The 16127-nt window shown below is 71.1% G+C and carries 14 protein-coding genes and 1 pseudogene; 9 read left to right on the top strand and 6 right to left on the bottom strand.

Features of this window, described 5'->3' with window-relative positions:
- Positions 1-12: 12 nt before the first annotated feature.
- Positions 13-1752 (bottom strand): SDR family oxidoreductase, encoded by a 1740-nt coding sequence (locus CDO52_RS22405; RefSeq protein ID WP_094932675.1) that lies wholly within the window; start codon positions 1750-1752, stop codon positions 13-15.
- Positions 1749-2678 carry a M24 family metallopeptidase gene (locus tag CDO52_RS22400; protein WP_033301291.1) on the bottom strand — a complete coding sequence of 310 codons (930 nt, stop codon included), beginning with the start codon at positions 2676-2678 and terminating at the stop codon, positions 1749-1751. The genes CDO52_RS22405 and CDO52_RS22400 overlap by 4 nt, the downstream gene beginning before the upstream one ends.
- A 124-nt stretch (positions 2679-2802) precedes the next feature.
- Between CDO52_RS22400 and CDO52_RS22395 the strand changes: the two genes are divergently transcribed.
- The gene (locus CDO52_RS22395) at positions 2803-3951 is read left to right on the top strand and encodes a PQQ-dependent sugar dehydrogenase (protein WP_094932674.1); all 1149 of its coding nucleotides are present in this window, start codon (positions 2803-2805) and stop codon (positions 3949-3951) included.
- 463 nt (positions 3952-4414) lie between these two features.
- On the opposite strand, the gene CDO52_RS22390 is transcribed toward CDO52_RS22395, so the two are convergent.
- Positions 4415-5104: an IclR family transcriptional regulator gene (locus CDO52_RS22390; protein WP_017620344.1), complete on the bottom strand. Its 690-nt coding sequence runs from the start codon at positions 5102-5104 to the stop codon at positions 4415-4417.
- A gap of 204 nt (positions 5105-5308) precedes the next feature.
- Between CDO52_RS22390 and leuC the strand changes: the two genes are divergently transcribed.
- The 4 genes and pseudogenes from leuC to CDO52_RS22370 all read left to right on the top strand — a co-directional run bounded on the left by leuC (position 5309) and on the right by CDO52_RS22370 (position 7956).
- Complete coding sequence (leuC, locus tag CDO52_RS22385; protein ID WP_017620345.1) at positions 5309-6706, top strand: 3-isopropylmalate dehydratase large subunit; 1398 nt, start codon at positions 5309-5311, stop codon at positions 6704-6706.
- Between the two features lie 44 nt (positions 6707-6750).
- Complete coding sequence (gene leuD / locus CDO52_RS22380; protein WP_017620346.1) at positions 6751-7341, top strand: 3-isopropylmalate dehydratase small subunit; 591 nt, start codon at positions 6751-6753, stop codon at positions 7339-7341.
- Positions 7320-7601, top strand: a complete 282-nt coding sequence (locus tag CDO52_RS29700; protein ID WP_086003461.1) for an SCO5555 family protein — start codon at positions 7320-7322, stop codon at positions 7599-7601. The genes leuD and CDO52_RS29700 overlap by 22 nt, the downstream gene beginning before the upstream one ends.
- Positions 7602-7678: 77 nt before the next feature.
- A pseudogene (locus tag CDO52_RS22370) lies at positions 7679-7956 on the top strand (HU family DNA-binding protein).
- Between the two features lie 105 nt (positions 7957-8061).
- Here CDO52_RS22370 and cofC read toward each other — a convergent pair.
- Positions 8062-8739 (bottom strand): 2-phospho-L-lactate guanylyltransferase, encoded by a 678-nt coding sequence (gene cofC / locus CDO52_RS22365; protein ID WP_017620348.1) that lies wholly within the window; start codon positions 8737-8739, stop codon positions 8062-8064.
- Between the two features lie 212 nt (positions 8740-8951).
- On the opposite strand from cofC, the gene CDO52_RS22360 reads away from it, so the two are divergent.
- The 4 genes from CDO52_RS22360 to CDO52_RS22345 all read left to right on the top strand — a co-directional run bounded on the left by CDO52_RS22360 (position 8952) and on the right by CDO52_RS22345 (position 13387).
- Positions 8952-9809: a lysophospholipid acyltransferase family protein gene (locus CDO52_RS22360; protein WP_083920010.1), complete on the top strand. Its 858-nt coding sequence runs from the start codon at positions 8952-8954 to the stop codon at positions 9807-9809.
- A 45-nt stretch (positions 9810-9854) separates the two neighbouring features.
- A complete protein-coding gene (locus CDO52_RS22355) occupies positions 9855-10862 on the top strand; it encodes an NAD(P)H-dependent glycerol-3-phosphate dehydrogenase (protein ID WP_017620350.1) in 1008 nt (335 codons plus the stop codon).
- A 124-nt stretch (positions 10863-10986) separates the two neighbouring features.
- Positions 10987-12204: a trans-sulfuration enzyme family protein gene (locus CDO52_RS22350; protein ID WP_026126104.1), complete on the top strand. Its 1218-nt coding sequence runs from the start codon at positions 10987-10989 to the stop codon at positions 12202-12204.
- A gap of 67 nt (positions 12205-12271) precedes the next feature.
- Positions 12272-13387: a D-alanine--D-alanine ligase family protein gene (locus CDO52_RS22345; RefSeq protein ID WP_094932673.1), complete on the top strand. Its 1116-nt coding sequence runs from the start codon at positions 12272-12274 to the stop codon at positions 13385-13387.
- Here CDO52_RS22345 and CDO52_RS22340 read toward each other — a convergent pair.
- Positions 13384-14274: an EI24 domain-containing protein gene (locus CDO52_RS22340; RefSeq protein WP_232524292.1), complete on the bottom strand. Its 891-nt coding sequence runs from the start codon at positions 14272-14274 to the stop codon at positions 13384-13386. The two genes, CDO52_RS22345 and CDO52_RS22340, sit on opposite strands and share 4 nt — an antisense overlap.
- Before the next feature lie 234 nt (positions 14275-14508).
- Positions 14509-16059, bottom strand: a complete 1551-nt coding sequence (locus CDO52_RS22335; RefSeq protein WP_094932671.1) for a hypothetical protein — start codon at positions 16057-16059, stop codon at positions 14509-14511.
- Positions 16060-16127 lie beyond the last annotated feature (68 nt).

Genomic DNA, 16127 nt, shown 5'->3' with positions numbered 1-16127 from the left:
ATGGCAGGCGTGCTATTCGATTGGGGGCGCCTTCCTGGCGGCGGCGCGCAGCACCCCCGGGGCCAGGCGGGACAGCAGGAGGCCGCCGTGGGCCTCGCTCGTGATCGGCAGCAGCTCCGGGCCGCGGTCGACCGCGTTCACGATGCGCCGTGCCGCCTGCTCCGGGGTGTAGCCGCGCATCCGGTAGAGCCGCGCGAGGCGCTCCCTGGCGGCCGTGGCGGCGCAGTCGTCGGTCCCGGCGAAGTGGGTGGCGGCGATGATCCCGGTGTTGATGACACCGGGGCACACGGCGGTGACCAAGATGTCGTGGTCGGCGAGTTCGCCGCGCAGGCAGCGGCTCAGCATCAGCACCGCCGCCTTGGTGGTGGCATAGGCGGGGTAGGCGCGGGAAGGCAGGTAGGCCGCGGCCGACGCGGTGTTGACGATCCGCCCGCCCCCGCCGTTCTCCACCATCATCGGGGCGAACGCGCGGCACCCGTGGATGACGCCCCACAGGTTGACGTCGATGGCGCGCTCCCAGTCGGCGGGGGTGGTGCCGATGAACGATCCGCCGATGCCGATCCCGGCGTTGTTGACGACGATGTCGGGCACCCCGTGTTCCGAACGCACCCACTTGGCGAAGCGGTCCATGGCCGCGCCGTCGGCGACGTCGAGCCGGTAGGACGCGGCCCCGGGACCGAGCAGGGAGGCGAGCTCGGCGGTGCGCGCGGCCGTCTCCTCGTTGATGTCGACGGCGATGATCCGCGCACCCTGTTCAGCCAGTTCGAAGGCGGTGGCACGGCCGATGCCGCCGCCCGCCCCGGTGACGACCGCGAGCTGCCCGGCGAACCGGCGCGGACGCGGGGTGGCGCGGGTTGCGGGGGCGCGCCCGCTCTCGACCTCCTCGATGAGCTCGCCCACCCGCAGCGCGACGACATCGGGGCGGGTGCGGGGCGCCCAGTGGCCGCCGTTGAGCCGGTGGAAGCGGAAGTCCGGGACCCATTCCGCGGCGGCGGTCTGCGCACCGTCGGGCATGAAGGCTTCGCGGGTGGGGGCGAGGACCTGGACGGGGACCGAGGTGCGGCGTCGGCCAGGGCTGCGCAGGTGATCGCGCATGTTGGCCCGGTAGAGGTCGAGGCCGTTGAGGAAGTCGCGCATCGCGCGCCGGGCGCGTACACGCGGGCGTCCGGACTCGCCGACCCGCTCGGCCGCGCCGAGCACCAGCCCGCCGATGCCGGTGAGCCACGACAGCTCGGGCAGCACGGGCAGGTGGAAGAAACCGATGTAGGTGGAGTGCGCGCTCTGGCTGAGCAGCCGCCCCGGGTTTCCGGCGCGCAGGCCGGAGCGGATCCAGTGCGCGACGTGGTCCAGGCACGGGCCGGAGATCGAGGTGTAGGAGGCGAACCGGGAGGCGAGGCGCTCGTCGGTGACGGCGTGCCAGGACTGGAGCGATCCCCAGTCGTGCGCGAGCAGGTGCACCGGCCGGTCGGGGCTGACGGCGTCGGCCACCCGGACGACGTCGTCGGCCAGCCGCTCCATCCGGTACCCGGAGCGCTCACGCGGCGCGGTCGAGGCCCCGGCGCCGCGCACGTCGTAGGTGACGACGTGGTACCGGTCGGCCAGCCGCTCGGCGACGGCGTCCCAGACCGACGCGTTGTCGGGGTAGCCGTGCACGCACAGCACGGTGGGGGCGGCGGGGTCGCCGTGGGTGTAGACGGCCAAGCGCAGGCCGTCGGCGGTCCACACGTGCTGGACATCGTGGGGGGTACTCATGGGGTGGCATCCCTCTTCTCGGCCGGTGCCGCGGTCGTGTCCGTGCCCGCCGCCTCCGCGGGCGCCGCCTCCACCGGTTCTGCCTCCACCGGTTTCGCCTCGCTTGGGCTGCCCGCCCAGCGGCGGACGTGCGGCAGGTCGTCGTCCAACCAGTACGCGTCGTCCTCGGTCACCACGAGGATCTCCTCGAACTTCACGCCGACGCCGCGGAAGCCGATGTGCGGCTCCACCGCCCACAGGCCGGGCGTCGCCGGGTGCTGCGAGATCTTTCCGTCGGCCCACAGGGGGGAGCGGTGGTGCATGCGTTCGACGATGAGGTCGCCGAACAGGGTCTGCAGCGAGCGGATCCCGAACCCGGCGACGATCGCCTTGGGCAGGCGTGAGTGCACCTTGGCGACCTGGTGGGCGATGACCCGGCCGGGGTAGACCTGGTGCCGGTTGTCGTAGCCCTGCCGGGTGATCAGGGCGTCGACCTCCTGGTAGATCTCGCGCAGCGGGCGCTGGGCGCGCACCTCGCGGACGATCAGGTCGCGGTAGGCGGCGAGGTCGTCCATCAGCCGGTCGTGCACGGGGTTGTCGCCGAGGCACCCCGCGAAGCCGATGTCAGCGACATAGCCGTCCCGGACCGGCGCGCAGTCGAGGATGAAGGGCATGCCCTCCTCCAGGCGGCGGCCGGTGGGGAAGAACTGCAGGGGCACCCGGAAGTTCCGGAAGGCGGTGCGGTCGCCGAACCAGGCGAAGGGGGTGTGGAACCAGTCCTGCACGCCCCGCTCCTCCAGCCAGGTGCGGATGCGGCGGGCCGCCTGGCGTTCGGTGACCCCCGGTTCGAGGGTGGCCGCGACCGATGCGGCGGCCGCGTAGGCGAGCTGTTGGAGCTCACGGAAGCGCGCCATGTCGGTGGCGTTCGTCACAGTAGTGTGGGACATGGCGTCATGTTAAACAAAGTGTCAACAAGGATCTAGGGGTGGGGGGCGATTTTCACCCTGGGTAGCCGTTTCGAGGGCGCGGGGATCGGGTGAGGATCATGCGCGGGCGGGGCACAACAGGGGCATGCGTTGCGCCTTCGATCGCACCCGCTCGCGCGCCGCAGTGATGGCGGTGGCGCTGATGCTGGCCGCGGCGTGTGCCGACGGCGAGTCCGGACGTCCTGACGATACGGGACGACCAGCGGAAACATCAGATGGGGGTGGGCCGACCGCCACTCTGGAGGAGCGGGAGAAGCTCACGGAGCCGGTGGACGTCGCCACGGACCTGGAGGTGCCGTGGGACATCGCATTCCTGCCCGATGGCGCGGCGCTCGTCACCGAACGTGACTCGGCTCGGATCGTCCGGGTCGAGCCCGGTGGCGAGGTCACCGAGGTCGGCACGGTCGACGCGGCCGCGCCGCGCGGTGAGGGCGGGCTGCTCGGCCTCGCCGTCCACCCCCACTACCCGGCCGATCCCGCCATCTACGTCTACGTCACCGCCGCCGACGACAACCGCATCCTCCGCATGTCCTATGCCGCGGACTCCGGTCTCGGGGAGCCCGAGGTCGTCCTCGACGGCATCCCCAAGGCCGCCGTCCACAACGGCGGGCGCATCGCCTTCGGCCCCGACGGCCTGCTGTACGCGTCGACCGGGGATGCGACCGAGGGGTCGACGGCGCAGGACACCGGTTCGCTCGGCGGGAAGATCCTGCGGATGACCCCCGACGGGAAGGCACCGGACGACAACCCGTTCGGCAACCTCGTCTACAGCTACGGCCACCGCAACGTGCAGGGCCTGGCCTGGGACGACGAGGGGCGGCTGTTCGCCACCGAGTTCGGCCAGGACACCTACGACGAGATCAACGTGATCGAGCCCGGCGACAACTACGGATGGCCGGAGGTGGAGGGCATCGGCGGCGACGACCGCTACACCGAGCCGGTCGTGGTCTGGCGGCCCGCCGAGGCGTCGCCGAGCGGGGGCGCGATCGCCGGAGGAGCGCTGTGGGTGGCCGCCCTGCGCGGGGAGCGGCTGTGGAAGGTCCCGCTCACGGGCGACGCCGACGACCCCGTCGGGGACCCGGAGGCGCTGTACGTCGAGCGCTACGGCCGTCTGCGTTCCGTCACCACCGCTCCCGGCGGTACGGAGCTCTGGGTCGGCACGAGCAATCGCGACGGCCGCGGGTCACCGGCCTCCGGCGACGACCGCATCCTGCGGGTGCCGACGGACGCGTAGGCGCGGGGCTGGGAGTGGGTGTCTGCTGGGCGGCCTTGTCGGCGTTCACCTGACCGGTGTTCTTGGGTGAAAAGCAGCAGCGACGGCCGGTGGGGGTGGGGCTCCCTGTCGGCCACCGGGTGGGGCCGTGTGGCCCCAAGGGGTGGGAAAGCGCTGTCCGCACTCCTGTCGGCGATGATCATGGCGATTCTTCCGGCAAAACGGACAGAATCGGAACTCTCCCCATGATCATCGGCGGAGGAGGCCTGGGGCGGGATGGTGCTCCCGCATCGCGGAAAGCCCTTCACACGAAGCGAGAGGAGCCCCGCACGCCGCGATCGCGGCTCCGCCGCACCCGGTGGGGGACCGGCGCCCGCCCCCTCCGCCCTGGCTGCCGCTTTTCCCCACAGGGCGCCGGAGGAGATGCAGGCGGACAAGGCCGCCCAGCCGATCTCAGGGCAGACGGGTGCTACTCGCCCCCCTGCTACCTCGCCTGGCCCTCGTTGCTGTGCAGCGCCTCGTTGATCTTGTCCGCCGCTGCGGTCACGGCCTGGGCGTGCAGGCGGCCGGGCGAGCGGCTCAGGCGTTCGATCGGTCCGGATATTGAGACGGCGGCGATCACCCGGCCGCCGGGGCCGGTGATCGGCGCGGAGACCGAGGCGACCCCCTGCTCGCGCTCCGCGACGCTCTGCGCCCACCGGCGCCGCCGCACCTGCGACAGCGTCGCCGCGGTGAAGCGCGCGCCGCGCAGGCTGCGCCGGATCCGCTCGCCGTCCTCCCAGGCCAGCAGGATCTGCGCGGCCGACCCCGCGTTCATCGGGAGCTCGCTGCCGACGGGCACGGTGTCGCGCAGCCCGCTGGCGCGCTCGGAGGCGGCCACGCACACGCGGACATCCCCCTGGCGGCGGTAGAGCTGGGCGCTCTCGCCCGTCAGGTCGCGCAGCTGGGTCAGGACCGGGGTGGCGACGGCCAGCAGGCGGTCCTCGCCGGTGGAGATGGACAGCTCGCCCAGGCGCGGGCCGAGGATGAAGCGGCCCTGGCTGTCGCGGGTGACCATGCGGTGGCGTTCGAGCGCGACCGCCAGGCGGTGCGCCGTCGGGCGCGCCAATCCCGTGATCTGCACGAGCTGGGCGAGCGATGCCGGCCCGGACTCCAGGGCGTCGAGGACGGACATTGTCTTGTCCAGGACACCGACGCCACTGGATGAGCTAGAGTTGTCCATGGCTTGATATTGCCGTCTCGCTATTTGGAATGCAAATTTGCTCGAACCCCGCAAGGCGGGCGTCGGGCGCGAGGAGGGGCGCCACCGGCGCCACCGTCGGCCCCGCTGGTGAGAAGCGCGGGAACAGCAACATCGAGACGCTAGGAGGCGTCGCACATGGCTCGCACGATGGCCGAGAAGGTCTGGGAGGAGCACGTCGTCCGACGTGCCGAGGGAGAACCCGACCTGCTGTACATCGACCTGCACCTCGTGCACGAGGTCACCAGCCCGCAGGCCTTCGAGGGGCTTCGGCTGGCCGGTCGCCGCGTGCGCCGCCCGGATCTCACCATCGCGACCGAGGACCACAACGTCCCGACCGAGAACATCCTCGGCCCGATCGCCGACAAGGTCTCGCGCACCCAGATCGAGACGCTGCGCCGCAACGCCGAGGACTTCGGGGTCCGCCTGTTCCCAATGGGCGACATCGACCAGGGCATCGTGCACGTCGTCGGCCCGCAGCTGGGCCTGACCCAGCCGGGCATGACCATCGTCTGCGGCGACAGCCACACCAGTACGCACGGCGCGTTCGGCGCGCTCGCGTTCGGCATCGGCACCAGCCAGGTGGAGCACGTGCTGGCCACCCAGACGCTGCCGATGACCCCGTTCAAGACCATGGCGGTCACCGTCAACGGCACGCTGAAGCCGGGCGTCACCGCCAAGGACATCATCCTCGCCGTCATCGCCCGGATCGGCACCGGCGGCGGCCAGGGCTACGTCATCGAGTACCGGGGCGAGGCCATCCGGTCTCTGTCGATGGAGGCCCGGATGACCATCTGCAACATGTCGATCGAGGCGGGAGCCCGCGCCGGGATGATCGCCCCGGACGACACCACGTTCGACTACATCAAGGGCCGCCCGCACGCGCCGCAGGGGGCGCAGTGGGACGCCGCCGTCGAGCACTGGAAGAGCCTGCGCACCGACGACGACGCGGTCTTCGACCACGAGGTCGTGCTCGACGCCGCCGAGCTCAGTCCGTTCGTCACCTGGGGGACCAACCCGGGCCAGGGTGCGTCGCTGGACGCCGCGGTGCCGGTCCCCGAGGAGATCGAGGACGCCACCGAGCGCGCCGCCGCCGAGAAGGCGCTGGCCTACATGGACCTGGCCCCCGGCACGCCGCTGCGCGAGGTCTCCGTCGACACGGTGTTCCTCGGATCCTGCACCAACGGCCGTATCGAGGACCTGCGCGCCGCGGCCGAGGTCATCAAGGGCCGCAGGGTCGCCGACGGCGTGCGGATGCTGGTCGTCCCCGGCTCGATGCGGGTCAAGGAGCAGGCCAACGCCGAAGGCCTCGGCGAGGTCTTCACCAACGCCGGGGCCGAGTGGCGCGAGGCCGGCTGCTCGATGTGCCTGGGGATGAACCCCGACCAGCTCAAGCCGGGCGAGCGCAGCGCGTCGACGTCCAACCGGAACTTCGAGGGCCGGCAGGGCAAGGGCGGACGCACGCACCTGGTGTCGCCGCTGGTCGCCGCGGCGACCGCGATCCGCGGCACCCTGTCCTCACCGGCCGACCTGTAGACCGCACCGCTCGACCCCGACGACACACGAGGGACCACACCGCCATGGAGAAGTTCACCGTCCACACCGGGCGCGCCGTGCCGCTGCGCGCCAGCAACGTGGACACCGACCAGATCATCCCCGCCGTCTACCTCAAGCGGGTCAGCCGGACCGGGTTCGAGGACGGCCTGTTCGCCGCCTGGCGCGCCAACGACCCCGAGTTCGTGCTGAACAAGCCGGAGTTCGCCAGCGGCACCGTGCTGATCGCCGGTCCCGACTTCGGCACCGGCTCCTCGCGCGAGCACGCGGTGTGGGCGCTGCAGGACTACGGCTTCAAGGCCGTGCTGGCGCCGCGCTTCGCCGACATCTTCCGCGGGAACTCGCTCAAGGGCGGGCTGCTCACCGTCGCGCTGGAGCAGGAGGTCATCGAGCGGCTGTGGGAGCTGGTCGAGGCCGACCACGCGACCGAGATCACGGTCGACCTGGTGGAGCGCGAGGTGCGCGCGCCGGGAATCACGGTTACGTTCGAACTCGACGACTACACGCGTTGGCGGCTGCTCGAGGGGCTGGACGACATCGCCCTGACCCTTCGGCAGACCGAGGCGATCGACGACTTCGAGAAGCGGCGCAACCCATGGCTCCCGGTGACGACCTAGGGCCCGAGCGACCCGGCGTCGAGGCCGGATCCGACGCGGATCCGGCCGAGGCGCCGGAATTTTACCTGGATTTGGCCGAACGACTCCGGGACGCCCACCGGCGGGCCAACGCGCTTCCCGAGGGCGTCCGGATTCCGGTTATTCGTAGGCTTTTGACGGTTACAGAAGCGGTCAAAAGGGATCCAGTTCGCGCCTCCCGACGTCTCGATCGGATGCTCGACGAGCTTCCTCCGCAGGTCGATGACCCCCCGACACGCTGAATTTCCCGGCTTAGGTGTTTGTGCTGGAGCCCGTGTGTCCCCTAATTTCGTGCGGGCAAGGGGAACCGGAGGAAACAATGAACAAGCGTGACCTGATCGACGCCGTCTCCAAGGAGATGGGGGAGACAAGAAGACGGCCAACGAGGCCGTCAACGCCATCTTGGAGACCATCCAGAAGACCGTCGCCAAAGGCGACAAGGTCGCCATCACTGGGTTCGGTGTGTTCGAGAAGTCCGACCGCGCCGCCCGCACCGCCCGCAACCCGCTACCGGGCCACCATCAACGTCCCGCGAGCAAGGTTCCGAAGTTCCGCGCTGGCGCTGACTTCAAGGAGCGGGTCAACAAGGGCAAGTAGGGCCCTGGCCCGTCGGGCCTGACCATTCACGGCGCTGCCCGGGTCTCCCATGAGACCCGGGCAGCGCCATGTCCGGGGCGGGGCGGCTCCCGCGCTCGACCGCCGTCACCGCTGCGGCGCGTCCAGCAGCCCCACCAGATCCAGCAGCTTGGCGGTGTGCGGGCCGACGCCGAGGTCGACGGCCTCGCGCAGGTCCTCGGGGGTGTCGACGTCCCTGCGTACGGTCGGCACGTCGGCGGGGGTCAGCTCGACGGTGCCGGCGCCGAGGTGGCGCCGCCGCGACGCTCCCTCGAACGCGGGGGCGAAGTCCGCACCGGGGGCCGCCGTGTACAGCGTCGTGCCGACCCCGGGCGCATCGGCGAGAAACGCGCGCTCGTGCCGCGCGGCCCCGGCCAGTACCGCACCCAGCTCGGCAGGACGCAGCGCCGGAAGGTCCGCCGAGAGCGCGCACAGCCCCTGCCCCGGCTCCCGCCGTACGGCTTCGGCCGCGCCGTGCACCAGCGCGGGGTTCAACCCGGTTCCGGGTTCACCGGCGATGATGTGCGCCCCCAGGTCGCGCAGGGCCTCGGCGGCGCGAGCGTCGTCGGTCACGACGAACACCGACGCGACCTCCGGGCACTCCACGGCCGCCATGACCGTGTCGCAGGCGATGGCGAGCGCGAGGTCGCCCCGGTGCGGTCCGGCCAGGCGCGCGAGCCGCGTCTTGGCGCCGACCAGGCGCTTCACCGGGACGAGGAGCGACCACCGGTGGTCCGCTCCGCCTCTGCTCGTGCTCACGGACACCTCTCGACTCGTACGGCGGCTAGGACGTAGAAAGGGTATGACCATGCCCAACACAGCGCCGCCCAGGCCTGTTCCCCGAGGGTGCGACGTGGGCGATCGTGATATCCGCCTAGACTGGGGCGACCGCGCGCCCGGGGTCATTTCGGGCGTCTCCCACTGTCGGCACGCGTCGCCTGGACGCGCCGTGCCCAGGGTCGAATCCGGAGGAGTCCGTGGCAAAGCAACGGGAATCGCGTTGGGTGAAGCTTGTGGTGGCCAGTATCGTCCGCCCGATCATGGCGGCCATCACCAAGGTCGACTGGCGCGGGCAGCACCACATCCCGCGTGAGGGCGGTGTGATCGTCGCCTCCAACCACCTCTCTCTGGCCGATCCGCTGACCGTCGCGCACTACCTGTACGTTGCGGGGCGCCGGTGGCCGACGTTCACCTCGAAGGACAGCGTCTTCCGCATCCCCGTGGTGGGCTTCGTGGCGCGGAGCACCGGCCAGATCGGCGTGAAGCGGGGCAGCACCGATGCGGTCAAGGCACTGCAGGAGGCGGAGAGGGCGCTGGTCGAGGACGGCTGCTCGGTGATCTTCTACCCCGAGGGCACCTGCACCCGTGACCCGAACGAATGGCCGATGGTCGCCAAGACCGGTGTCGCGCGGCTGGCGCTGACCGCGGGCGTGCCCGTCGTCCCGGTCGCCCACTGGGGCGAGCAGGAGCTGCTGCGGTACGGCACGACGAAGGTGCGGCCCTTCCCCCGCAAGCGGGTCCAGTACCTGGCGGGTCCGCCGGTGGACCTGGACAAGTACCGGGGCGAGCCGATTACGTCGTCGCTGCTGAAGGACGCCACCGCCGACATCATGCGGGCCATCACCGTCCTGCAGGCGGAGATCCGGGGCGAGGAGCCGCCCGCGATCCCCTTCGACCCCAAGGCGGCGCGCCAGGAGCGGGTCACCGAGGGTGGGACGGACGCGCCCGACGGCACCCGGGAGGAGGCCGGTCCCGCTACGCCGCCCGAGAAGAATGAGCGGGAGCAGGCGGAGAACACCGCCACCAGCGGTGGCAAGAACGACGACGCGTCGTAGGTCGCCGCAGCAGTCGACCTGGACGTACGAGGGATGGGAGAGACGATGAAGGTCGCCGTCATGGGCTGCGGCTCATGGGGTACGGCGTTCGCCAACGTGGTCGCGGACGCCGGTGTCGCCGAGGTCGAGATGTGGGGCCGACGCGCGGGTGTGGTCGACGCGATCCGGCAGCGTGCCGAGAACCCCGACTACTTCCCGGGTATCGAGCTGAACCCGAAGTTGACCGCGACGACCGAGGCGGCCAAGGCCCTGCACGGCGCCGACTTCGTCGTGATCGCCGTGCCCTCGCAGTCCTTGCGGGAGAACCTCGCCGCCTGGCGTGAGCACATCCCGGCCGACGCGGTCATCGTCAGCCTGATGAAGGGCATCGAGCTCGGCACGTCGCGGCGGATGAGCGAGGTCATCGCGGAGGTGCTGGAGCTCCCCGCCGCGCAGATCGCCGTCGTCACCGGCCCCAACCTGGCCCGGGAGATCGCCCAGCGCGAGCCCGCGACGGCCGTCGTCGCCTGCCCGCACGAGCCGACCACCGTGCGGCTGCAGAAGGTGTGCAACGCGGCCTACTTCCGGCCGTACACCACGACCGACCTGATCGGCGCGGAACTGGGCGGCGCGGTGAAGAACGTCATCGCGCTGGCCGTCGGCGTCGCCATCGGCATGGGGTTCGGCGACAACGCCAAGGCGTCGCTCATCACGCGCGGTCTGGCCGAGACGGTGCGGCTGGCGGTCTCCCTCGGTGCTGATGAGCACACGCTGGCAGGGCTCGCCGGGATGGGCGACCTTGTGGCCACCTGCACGTCCTCGCTCTCGCGCAACCGCACCTTCGGCGAGAAGCTGGGGTCCGGCATGAGCGTGGAGGAGGCGGTGGCGGCGACCCGGCAGACGGCCGAGGGCGTCAAGTCGTCGGAGTCGATTCTGGCGCTGGGCCGGGCCAACGGCGTCGACATGCCGATCACCGAGGCCGTGGTCGGGATGATGCACCACGACCTGAGCCCGGAGGAGGCGCTGCTGGCGTTCATGTCGCGCAGCACCAAACCGGAGAGATACGGCGTCTGAGCGCTGTTCCGGGCACCCGAGAAAGGGGAGCGCGTCCGGCGCGTCCACGCGGTCGACCAGGGGTCCGCGTGGGCGGCGGCCGCGACGTTCGCGACGTTCGATCGACAGCTGGGGAGAAGTGCGGATGACAGGTAGGCCCGACCCAGGGGAGAACACCCGCGCTGTTGGCCTGCCCACGGGGCCCGCACCGGCCGAGCGGCCGATGCGGATGCCGGTGCACCGCAGCACCACCTACGCGTTCGCGACCTCGCAGGAGTACGCGGACGTGCTCGACGGCGCACGTGACGGCTACTCCTACGCCCGGATCGACAACCCGACGAGCGAGGCGTTCGCCCGTGCCCTGGCCGCGATGGAGGGCCATGGGCTGGACGGCGAGGTGCGCGGGCAGGCGTTCGCCTCGGGGATGGCGGCGATCAGCACGACGCTGCTCGCGCTGACGTCGGCAGGGGCGCACCTGGTGGCCTCCCGTTCGATCTACGGCAACACCTACTCGCTGTTGGACGGGCTCCTCCGCCGATTCGGAGTGGCCACCGACTTCGTCGACATCACCGATCTGGACGCCGTCCGCTCCGCGGTGCGGCCGGAGACGGCGGTGATCTTCACCGAGACGCTGTCGAACCCCACCATGACCGTGTCCGATATCCCTGGGCTGGCGGAGATCGCGAGCGGGGCGGGGGCGGTGCTCGTCGTGGACTCCACGTTCGCCTCGCCGGCCGTCTGCCGCCCTCTGGAGCACGGGGCCGACCTGGTGCTGCATTCGGCCACCAAGTACATCGGCGGGCACAGCGACGCCACCGGTGGCGCGGTGGTCGGCCGTCCCGAGCTGGTCGACGCGATCCGGTCGGCCCGTATCGACCTCGGACCGTGCCTCGCCCCCGACGAGGCGTTCCTGCTGCACCGGGGACTGGAGACGCTCCCGCTGCGCCTCGCCCGGCAGTGCGCCACCGCGGCGGAGTTCGCGGCGGCAGTCGCCGAGCATCCGGCCGTGGCGCGCGTGGACTATCCCGGGCTACCTGGCCACCAGGGACACAAACTCGCCGGGGAGCTGTTCGACGCGGGTCGCTGCGGTGCGGTCGTCACCGTCACGCCGCATGGTGGCCGGGCAGCGGGCATGGCGTTCGCCGACGGGCTGCGCGTGGCCACCGTCGCCGCGTCGCTGGGTGGTACCCACACGCTGGCTGGGCACGTAGGATCTTCGACGCACCGGCAGATGAGCGACGAGGCACTGGAGGCCGCGGGGATCGGACCGGCGGCCGTTCGGTTCTCCATCGGTGTCGAGGATCCGGCCGATCTCATCGAGGACGCGTTGGCGGCCTTGGACCGGTGCACGTCCGACGGATGAACGAAGGGGACCGGTACCGGAATCGATCGGTTCTGGTCCTGCACCAATGCAAGATAGGGTCACGCCCATGGCCGAGCAGCAAAAGATTCGGGTCGCCGTGGTTTTCGGCGGGCGCAGTTCCGAGCACGAGATCTCCTGTGTCACGGCGGGCAGTGTGCTCTCCGTCATCGACACCGACCGCTACGAGATCGTGCCCATCGGGATCACCCGCGACGGCAACTGGGTGCTGACCTCCGGCGCGAGCGAGCAGCTGGCCATCCGCGACGGTCGGCTGCCCAGCGTCGATGAGGGAGGAGCCGCCCTCGCGCTGCCCTTCGACTCCGCCACCGACCTGATGGTCGTCGAGCCGGACCGGGTGCCGTCGCGCATCGGCGAGGTCGACGTCGTCCTGCCGCTGCTGCACGGTCCGTTCGGCGAGGACGGCACCATCCAGGGCCTGTTCGAGATGATGGGCGCCCGCTACGCCGGTGCCGGGGTCTTCGCCAGCGCCGCCTCCATGGACAAGATCTTCATGAAGGCGCTGCTCACCGGGAACGGCATTCGCACCGGCGCCTATGTGCCGATCACCGAGCGCGAGTGGCAGCGTGAGCGCAAGCGCGTCCTTGACGACATCGCGGAGCTCGGCGGCACGCTCTTCGTCAAGCCGGCCCGCGCCGGGAGCAGCGTCGGCATCAGCAAGGTGGCCGACGCCGCCGACACCGACGCCGTCATCGCCGCAATCGAGGCGGCGCGCGAGCACGACCCGAAGGTCATCGTCGAGGCCGCGATCTCCGGCCGGGAGGTCGAGTGCGGCGTGCTGGAATCGCTGGACGGCGGCCTGCCCGATGTGTCGCTGCCCGCCGAGATCCACGTCGCCGACGGCTTCGACTTCTACGACTTCGAGGCCAAGTACCTCTCCACGAGCAGCCTCACCATCCCCGCCGAGCTGCCGGAACAGGTCATCGCCGACATCCGCGCACTGGCCGCGCGCACGTTCGAGGTCATGGGCTGCGAGGGGCTGGCTCGCGTCGACTTCTTCTACGGCGACGACGGCGAGATCTACGTCAACGAGATCAACACCATGCCGGGATTCACCCCGACGTCGGCCTTCCCCCAGATGTGGGCGGCGACGGGCGTGGACTACCCCGCCCTGGTCGACCGACTTATCCAGACCGCGCTGCTCCGCCAGCCGGGCCTGCGCTAGGCTCGACCGTCGGACTGACTCCGTCCGGGGCACCCGCCCCGCAGGGGACGCGGGTGCCCGGATGCGGGCATCACACCGGCGGATACCGCCCTACTCGCGGACGTTGCCCGAACGCGCCCCAGATCTCGCGACGGAGCCGCGGGCAGCAGCTCACGGGTGAGGATCGTGCCCCCGGCCGTGGCGGCCGGGAACACCACCACCGCCACGAACGGGATCGCCAACAGCAGGTACGACGGCACGGCGAACCCCAGCACCAACGCCCGCCGCTGCCCCATCGCCCGGCGCCGGTCCCGCAACCGACGCAGCCCCCGCCGGTCGAAGGCCGTACCTACCAGCTCCATACCGAGCATCCACCCGCCGAAGACGGCCGACACCACGGGAATCAGGGTCTGCCCGATCACCGGGATGAACCCGGCGGCGAACAGCGGGACCGTCACCACCGCCGCGATCAGGATCAGGGTCAGCGACTGGCGCCCCGCCCGAGCGACCATCCCCGCTAGTGGCTCCTCGACCTCCGGCGGAGCGTCGCCCAGTTCGTCCTCGACCTCCTCGGCGATCTTGTCGTAGAGGGGGAAGCCCAACGCCAGCGTGACGCCGGTGAACGCCACCACCATGACAAGGACGACCCCGGCCACGACGGTGATCCCCAGCGCGATGCGCAGGGTGGTGGCCCATCCTTCGGCCCACCCTTGGGCGAACGGCGTCATCCAGGTGACGAGGTCGTCGATGTTCATCAGCAGGGTGATCAGTGCGATGAGGAACAGCACCGAGGTGATCAGGGGCGGAATCGCCCCCATGAGAAACAGCTTGGGTCGCCGGACCACCATCCCGAACCCACGGAACAGCATGCCGACGCCAGAGAACATGTCACGGATGGCTTGACTCACAAGGCACGACCCTAGTCGGGAGGCGGGCTGCGCGCACACGGCTCCTGGCGGTCCGACCTGGCAACCCGGCGTCCTGAGGAACTCCGGCGGGGATGGACGCATCCCCAGCCGAGCACGTGGACGATCGTCGGTGAGCGCGTGGTCGCCTGGTGATGCGCCCCGGACGTCGTTGCACACCCACAACAGCGGTGCAACGGGGGCGGCGGGGGCGCCGAGGCGCCCCCGGAGATCACGTCACCCCCTCACCCTCGGCACGATCACACCGTCGCGACGCCCACTGCTGTCGAGACGTTCCGCTGGAGAACCATCGCCGCTGCGGGGCGCGGCCTGTCCGTGCCGTTGGGGGCTGAGCCGCCCCAGCGCGTCGCGGGCATGGAGGCGAGCGGCGCGATCGGGGTGGTTCAGCTCGAACCAGTGGAGCACGGAACCGGCCTGTGGGTGATCGATCGCCGACATGACGTCGAAGAACGAGACCCCGTCGACGCTTCTCGGAGCGCTGACGGCGCGGGCGCGGTCGTCGGTCATGAGGTGCAGGCGGATCATCTCCGCGATCTGGTCGACGGTCACCCATGCCCGGTCGCCGGGCCGGAGGGCCGTCGTCGTCCCCAGACCGCGGTCGTGGAGCCACATCCGGGCCTGCGGGCCGAAATCGGGATCGTCGGTCAGCCGCTCATAGGCGGCTGCGGCGGCATGCGGGTGCCGGGTCGTCACCGAACCGACCAGGGCCCTGTGCAGGCAGTCGTCGGTGCGGCGGGCGACATCGACAAGGTCGCGCATCGCCCGCTTCGTCCCGCGTGCGGCGATCCACGCGTCGAGGTCGGCCGCCGTCCCCGGAGCACCGCCCGCCGCGCGTTCCACGAGGACCTCGGCCTCTTCGGCCATGAGCGCGTTGAAGGTCCGGAGCGGCTGACCGGCGGCGGTCAGTCGCTCGTAGGCCGCCCACTCGCCGACCGACGTGAGCCCGAACACCACACCCGCCTCGGGACACCCGCCGGGTTCGGGCTCACTGCGGGCGATGGCCCCCAGCCGTTCGAGGTCGTCGAGGACCACGTGGATGGCCATGAGGCGTGCGGCGGACTCGTCCGACGTGTCGTCCCACCGCTCATCCGGCTCATCCGCCTGCTCATCCGCTCGAAGGAGGGATCGGGCGATGAACGGAATCGCCACCGGCCTGCGTTCCGAGAAGAGCACCGAGAGGACGCCCTCGACGAAGGCGTCCGGCGGGACGCCGTACTCCTTCTCGAAGGTCTCCTGATCGGCCAGGTAGAGGCGTTCCGGCAGGTCCTCCGAGATCGCTTCGTAGAACTCCCGCCACAGTTGCATGGCGGCGCGGGGTACCCACGGCGACGCCTCGAACGCGCGGTCGCGGGCCGGACGCGCTCCGTCCCCGTCCTCATCGCGGCGGAAGGCCGGTACGGCGCGTATGGCCTCCGCCAACTTCGCGGCGGTCGGAAGCCGAGCCGCCCGCTTCCGGTACCCGTTGCGACCCGGCCCCGCGAAGAGCACCGGCTGGCCGAACGCGGCGCGGCAGGAGACGGCGAACGCGTCGACCGCCGTACGCAGGTCATCGACGTGGGAACAGCGGGGATCGAGCCATCCCTGCTCGGCGAGCATCGACCACCACACACGGATCGCCGTACCGACCTCCTCGGCCGTCGGCGGCGCCGTGCCGCCCCGCCGCCACACCCAGTCCATGAACAGGGCGGCGATGTCCCACGTGTGCCACCGGGCCAGGAGTCCGTCGCCACCGGCGTCCGGCTCCCCGTACTTGTAGTCGAGGACCACACGCAGGGCGGCGGGGTGAGATCGCGGCCGGTCCGCCGCGCGAAGTCGACCGTCCGCTCGACGAACCC

This window comes from Nocardiopsis gilva YIM 90087 (assembly GCF_002263495.1).
GTDB classification, from domain to species: Bacteria; Actinomycetota; Actinomycetes; order Streptosporangiales; family Streptosporangiaceae; genus Nocardiopsis_C; species Nocardiopsis_C gilva.
The sequence above is the reverse complement of the archived record's forward strand: the minus strand, read 5'-3'. Positions and strand labels throughout refer to the sequence as shown.

What these genes read in the sequence shown, in the direction of transcription:
- leuD (WP_017620346.1), top strand. Translation starts at nt 6,751, where the DNA reads ATGGAGAAGTTCACCGTCCACACCGGGCGCGCCGTGCCGCTGCGCGCC.
- CDO52_RS29700 (WP_086003461.1), top strand. Translation starts at nt 7,320, where the DNA reads ATGGCTCCCGGTGACGACCTAGGGCCCGAGCGACCCGGCGTCGAGGCC.
- leuC (WP_017620345.1), top strand. Translation starts at nt 5,309, where the DNA reads ATGGCTCGCACGATGGCCGAGAAGGTCTGGGAGGAGCACGTCGTCCGA.
- CDO52_RS22350 (WP_026126104.1), top strand. Translation starts at nt 10,987, where the DNA reads ATGACAGGTAGGCCCGACCCAGGGGAGAACACCCGCGCTGTTGGCCTG.
- CDO52_RS22390 (WP_017620344.1), bottom strand. Translation starts at nt 5,104, where the DNA reads ATGTCCGTCCTCGACGCCCTGGAGTCCGGGCCGGCATCGCTCGCCCAG.
- CDO52_RS22400 (WP_033301291.1), bottom strand. Translation starts at nt 2,678, where the DNA reads ATGTCCCACACTACTGTGACGAACGCCACCGACATGGCGCGCTTCCGT.
- CDO52_RS22345 (WP_094932673.1), top strand. Translation starts at nt 12,272, where the DNA reads ATGGCCGAGCAGCAAAAGATTCGGGTCGCCGTGGTTTTCGGCGGGCGC.
- CDO52_RS22395 (WP_094932674.1), top strand. Translation starts at nt 2,803, where the DNA reads ATGCGTTGCGCCTTCGATCGCACCCGCTCGCGCGCCGCAGTGATGGCG.
- CDO52_RS22405 (WP_094932675.1), bottom strand. Translation starts at nt 1,752, where the DNA reads ATGAGTACCCCCCACGATGTCCAGCACGTGTGGACCGCCGACGGCCTG.
- CDO52_RS22355 (WP_017620350.1), top strand. Translation starts at nt 9,855, where the DNA reads ATGAAGGTCGCCGTCATGGGCTGCGGCTCATGGGGTACGGCGTTCGCC.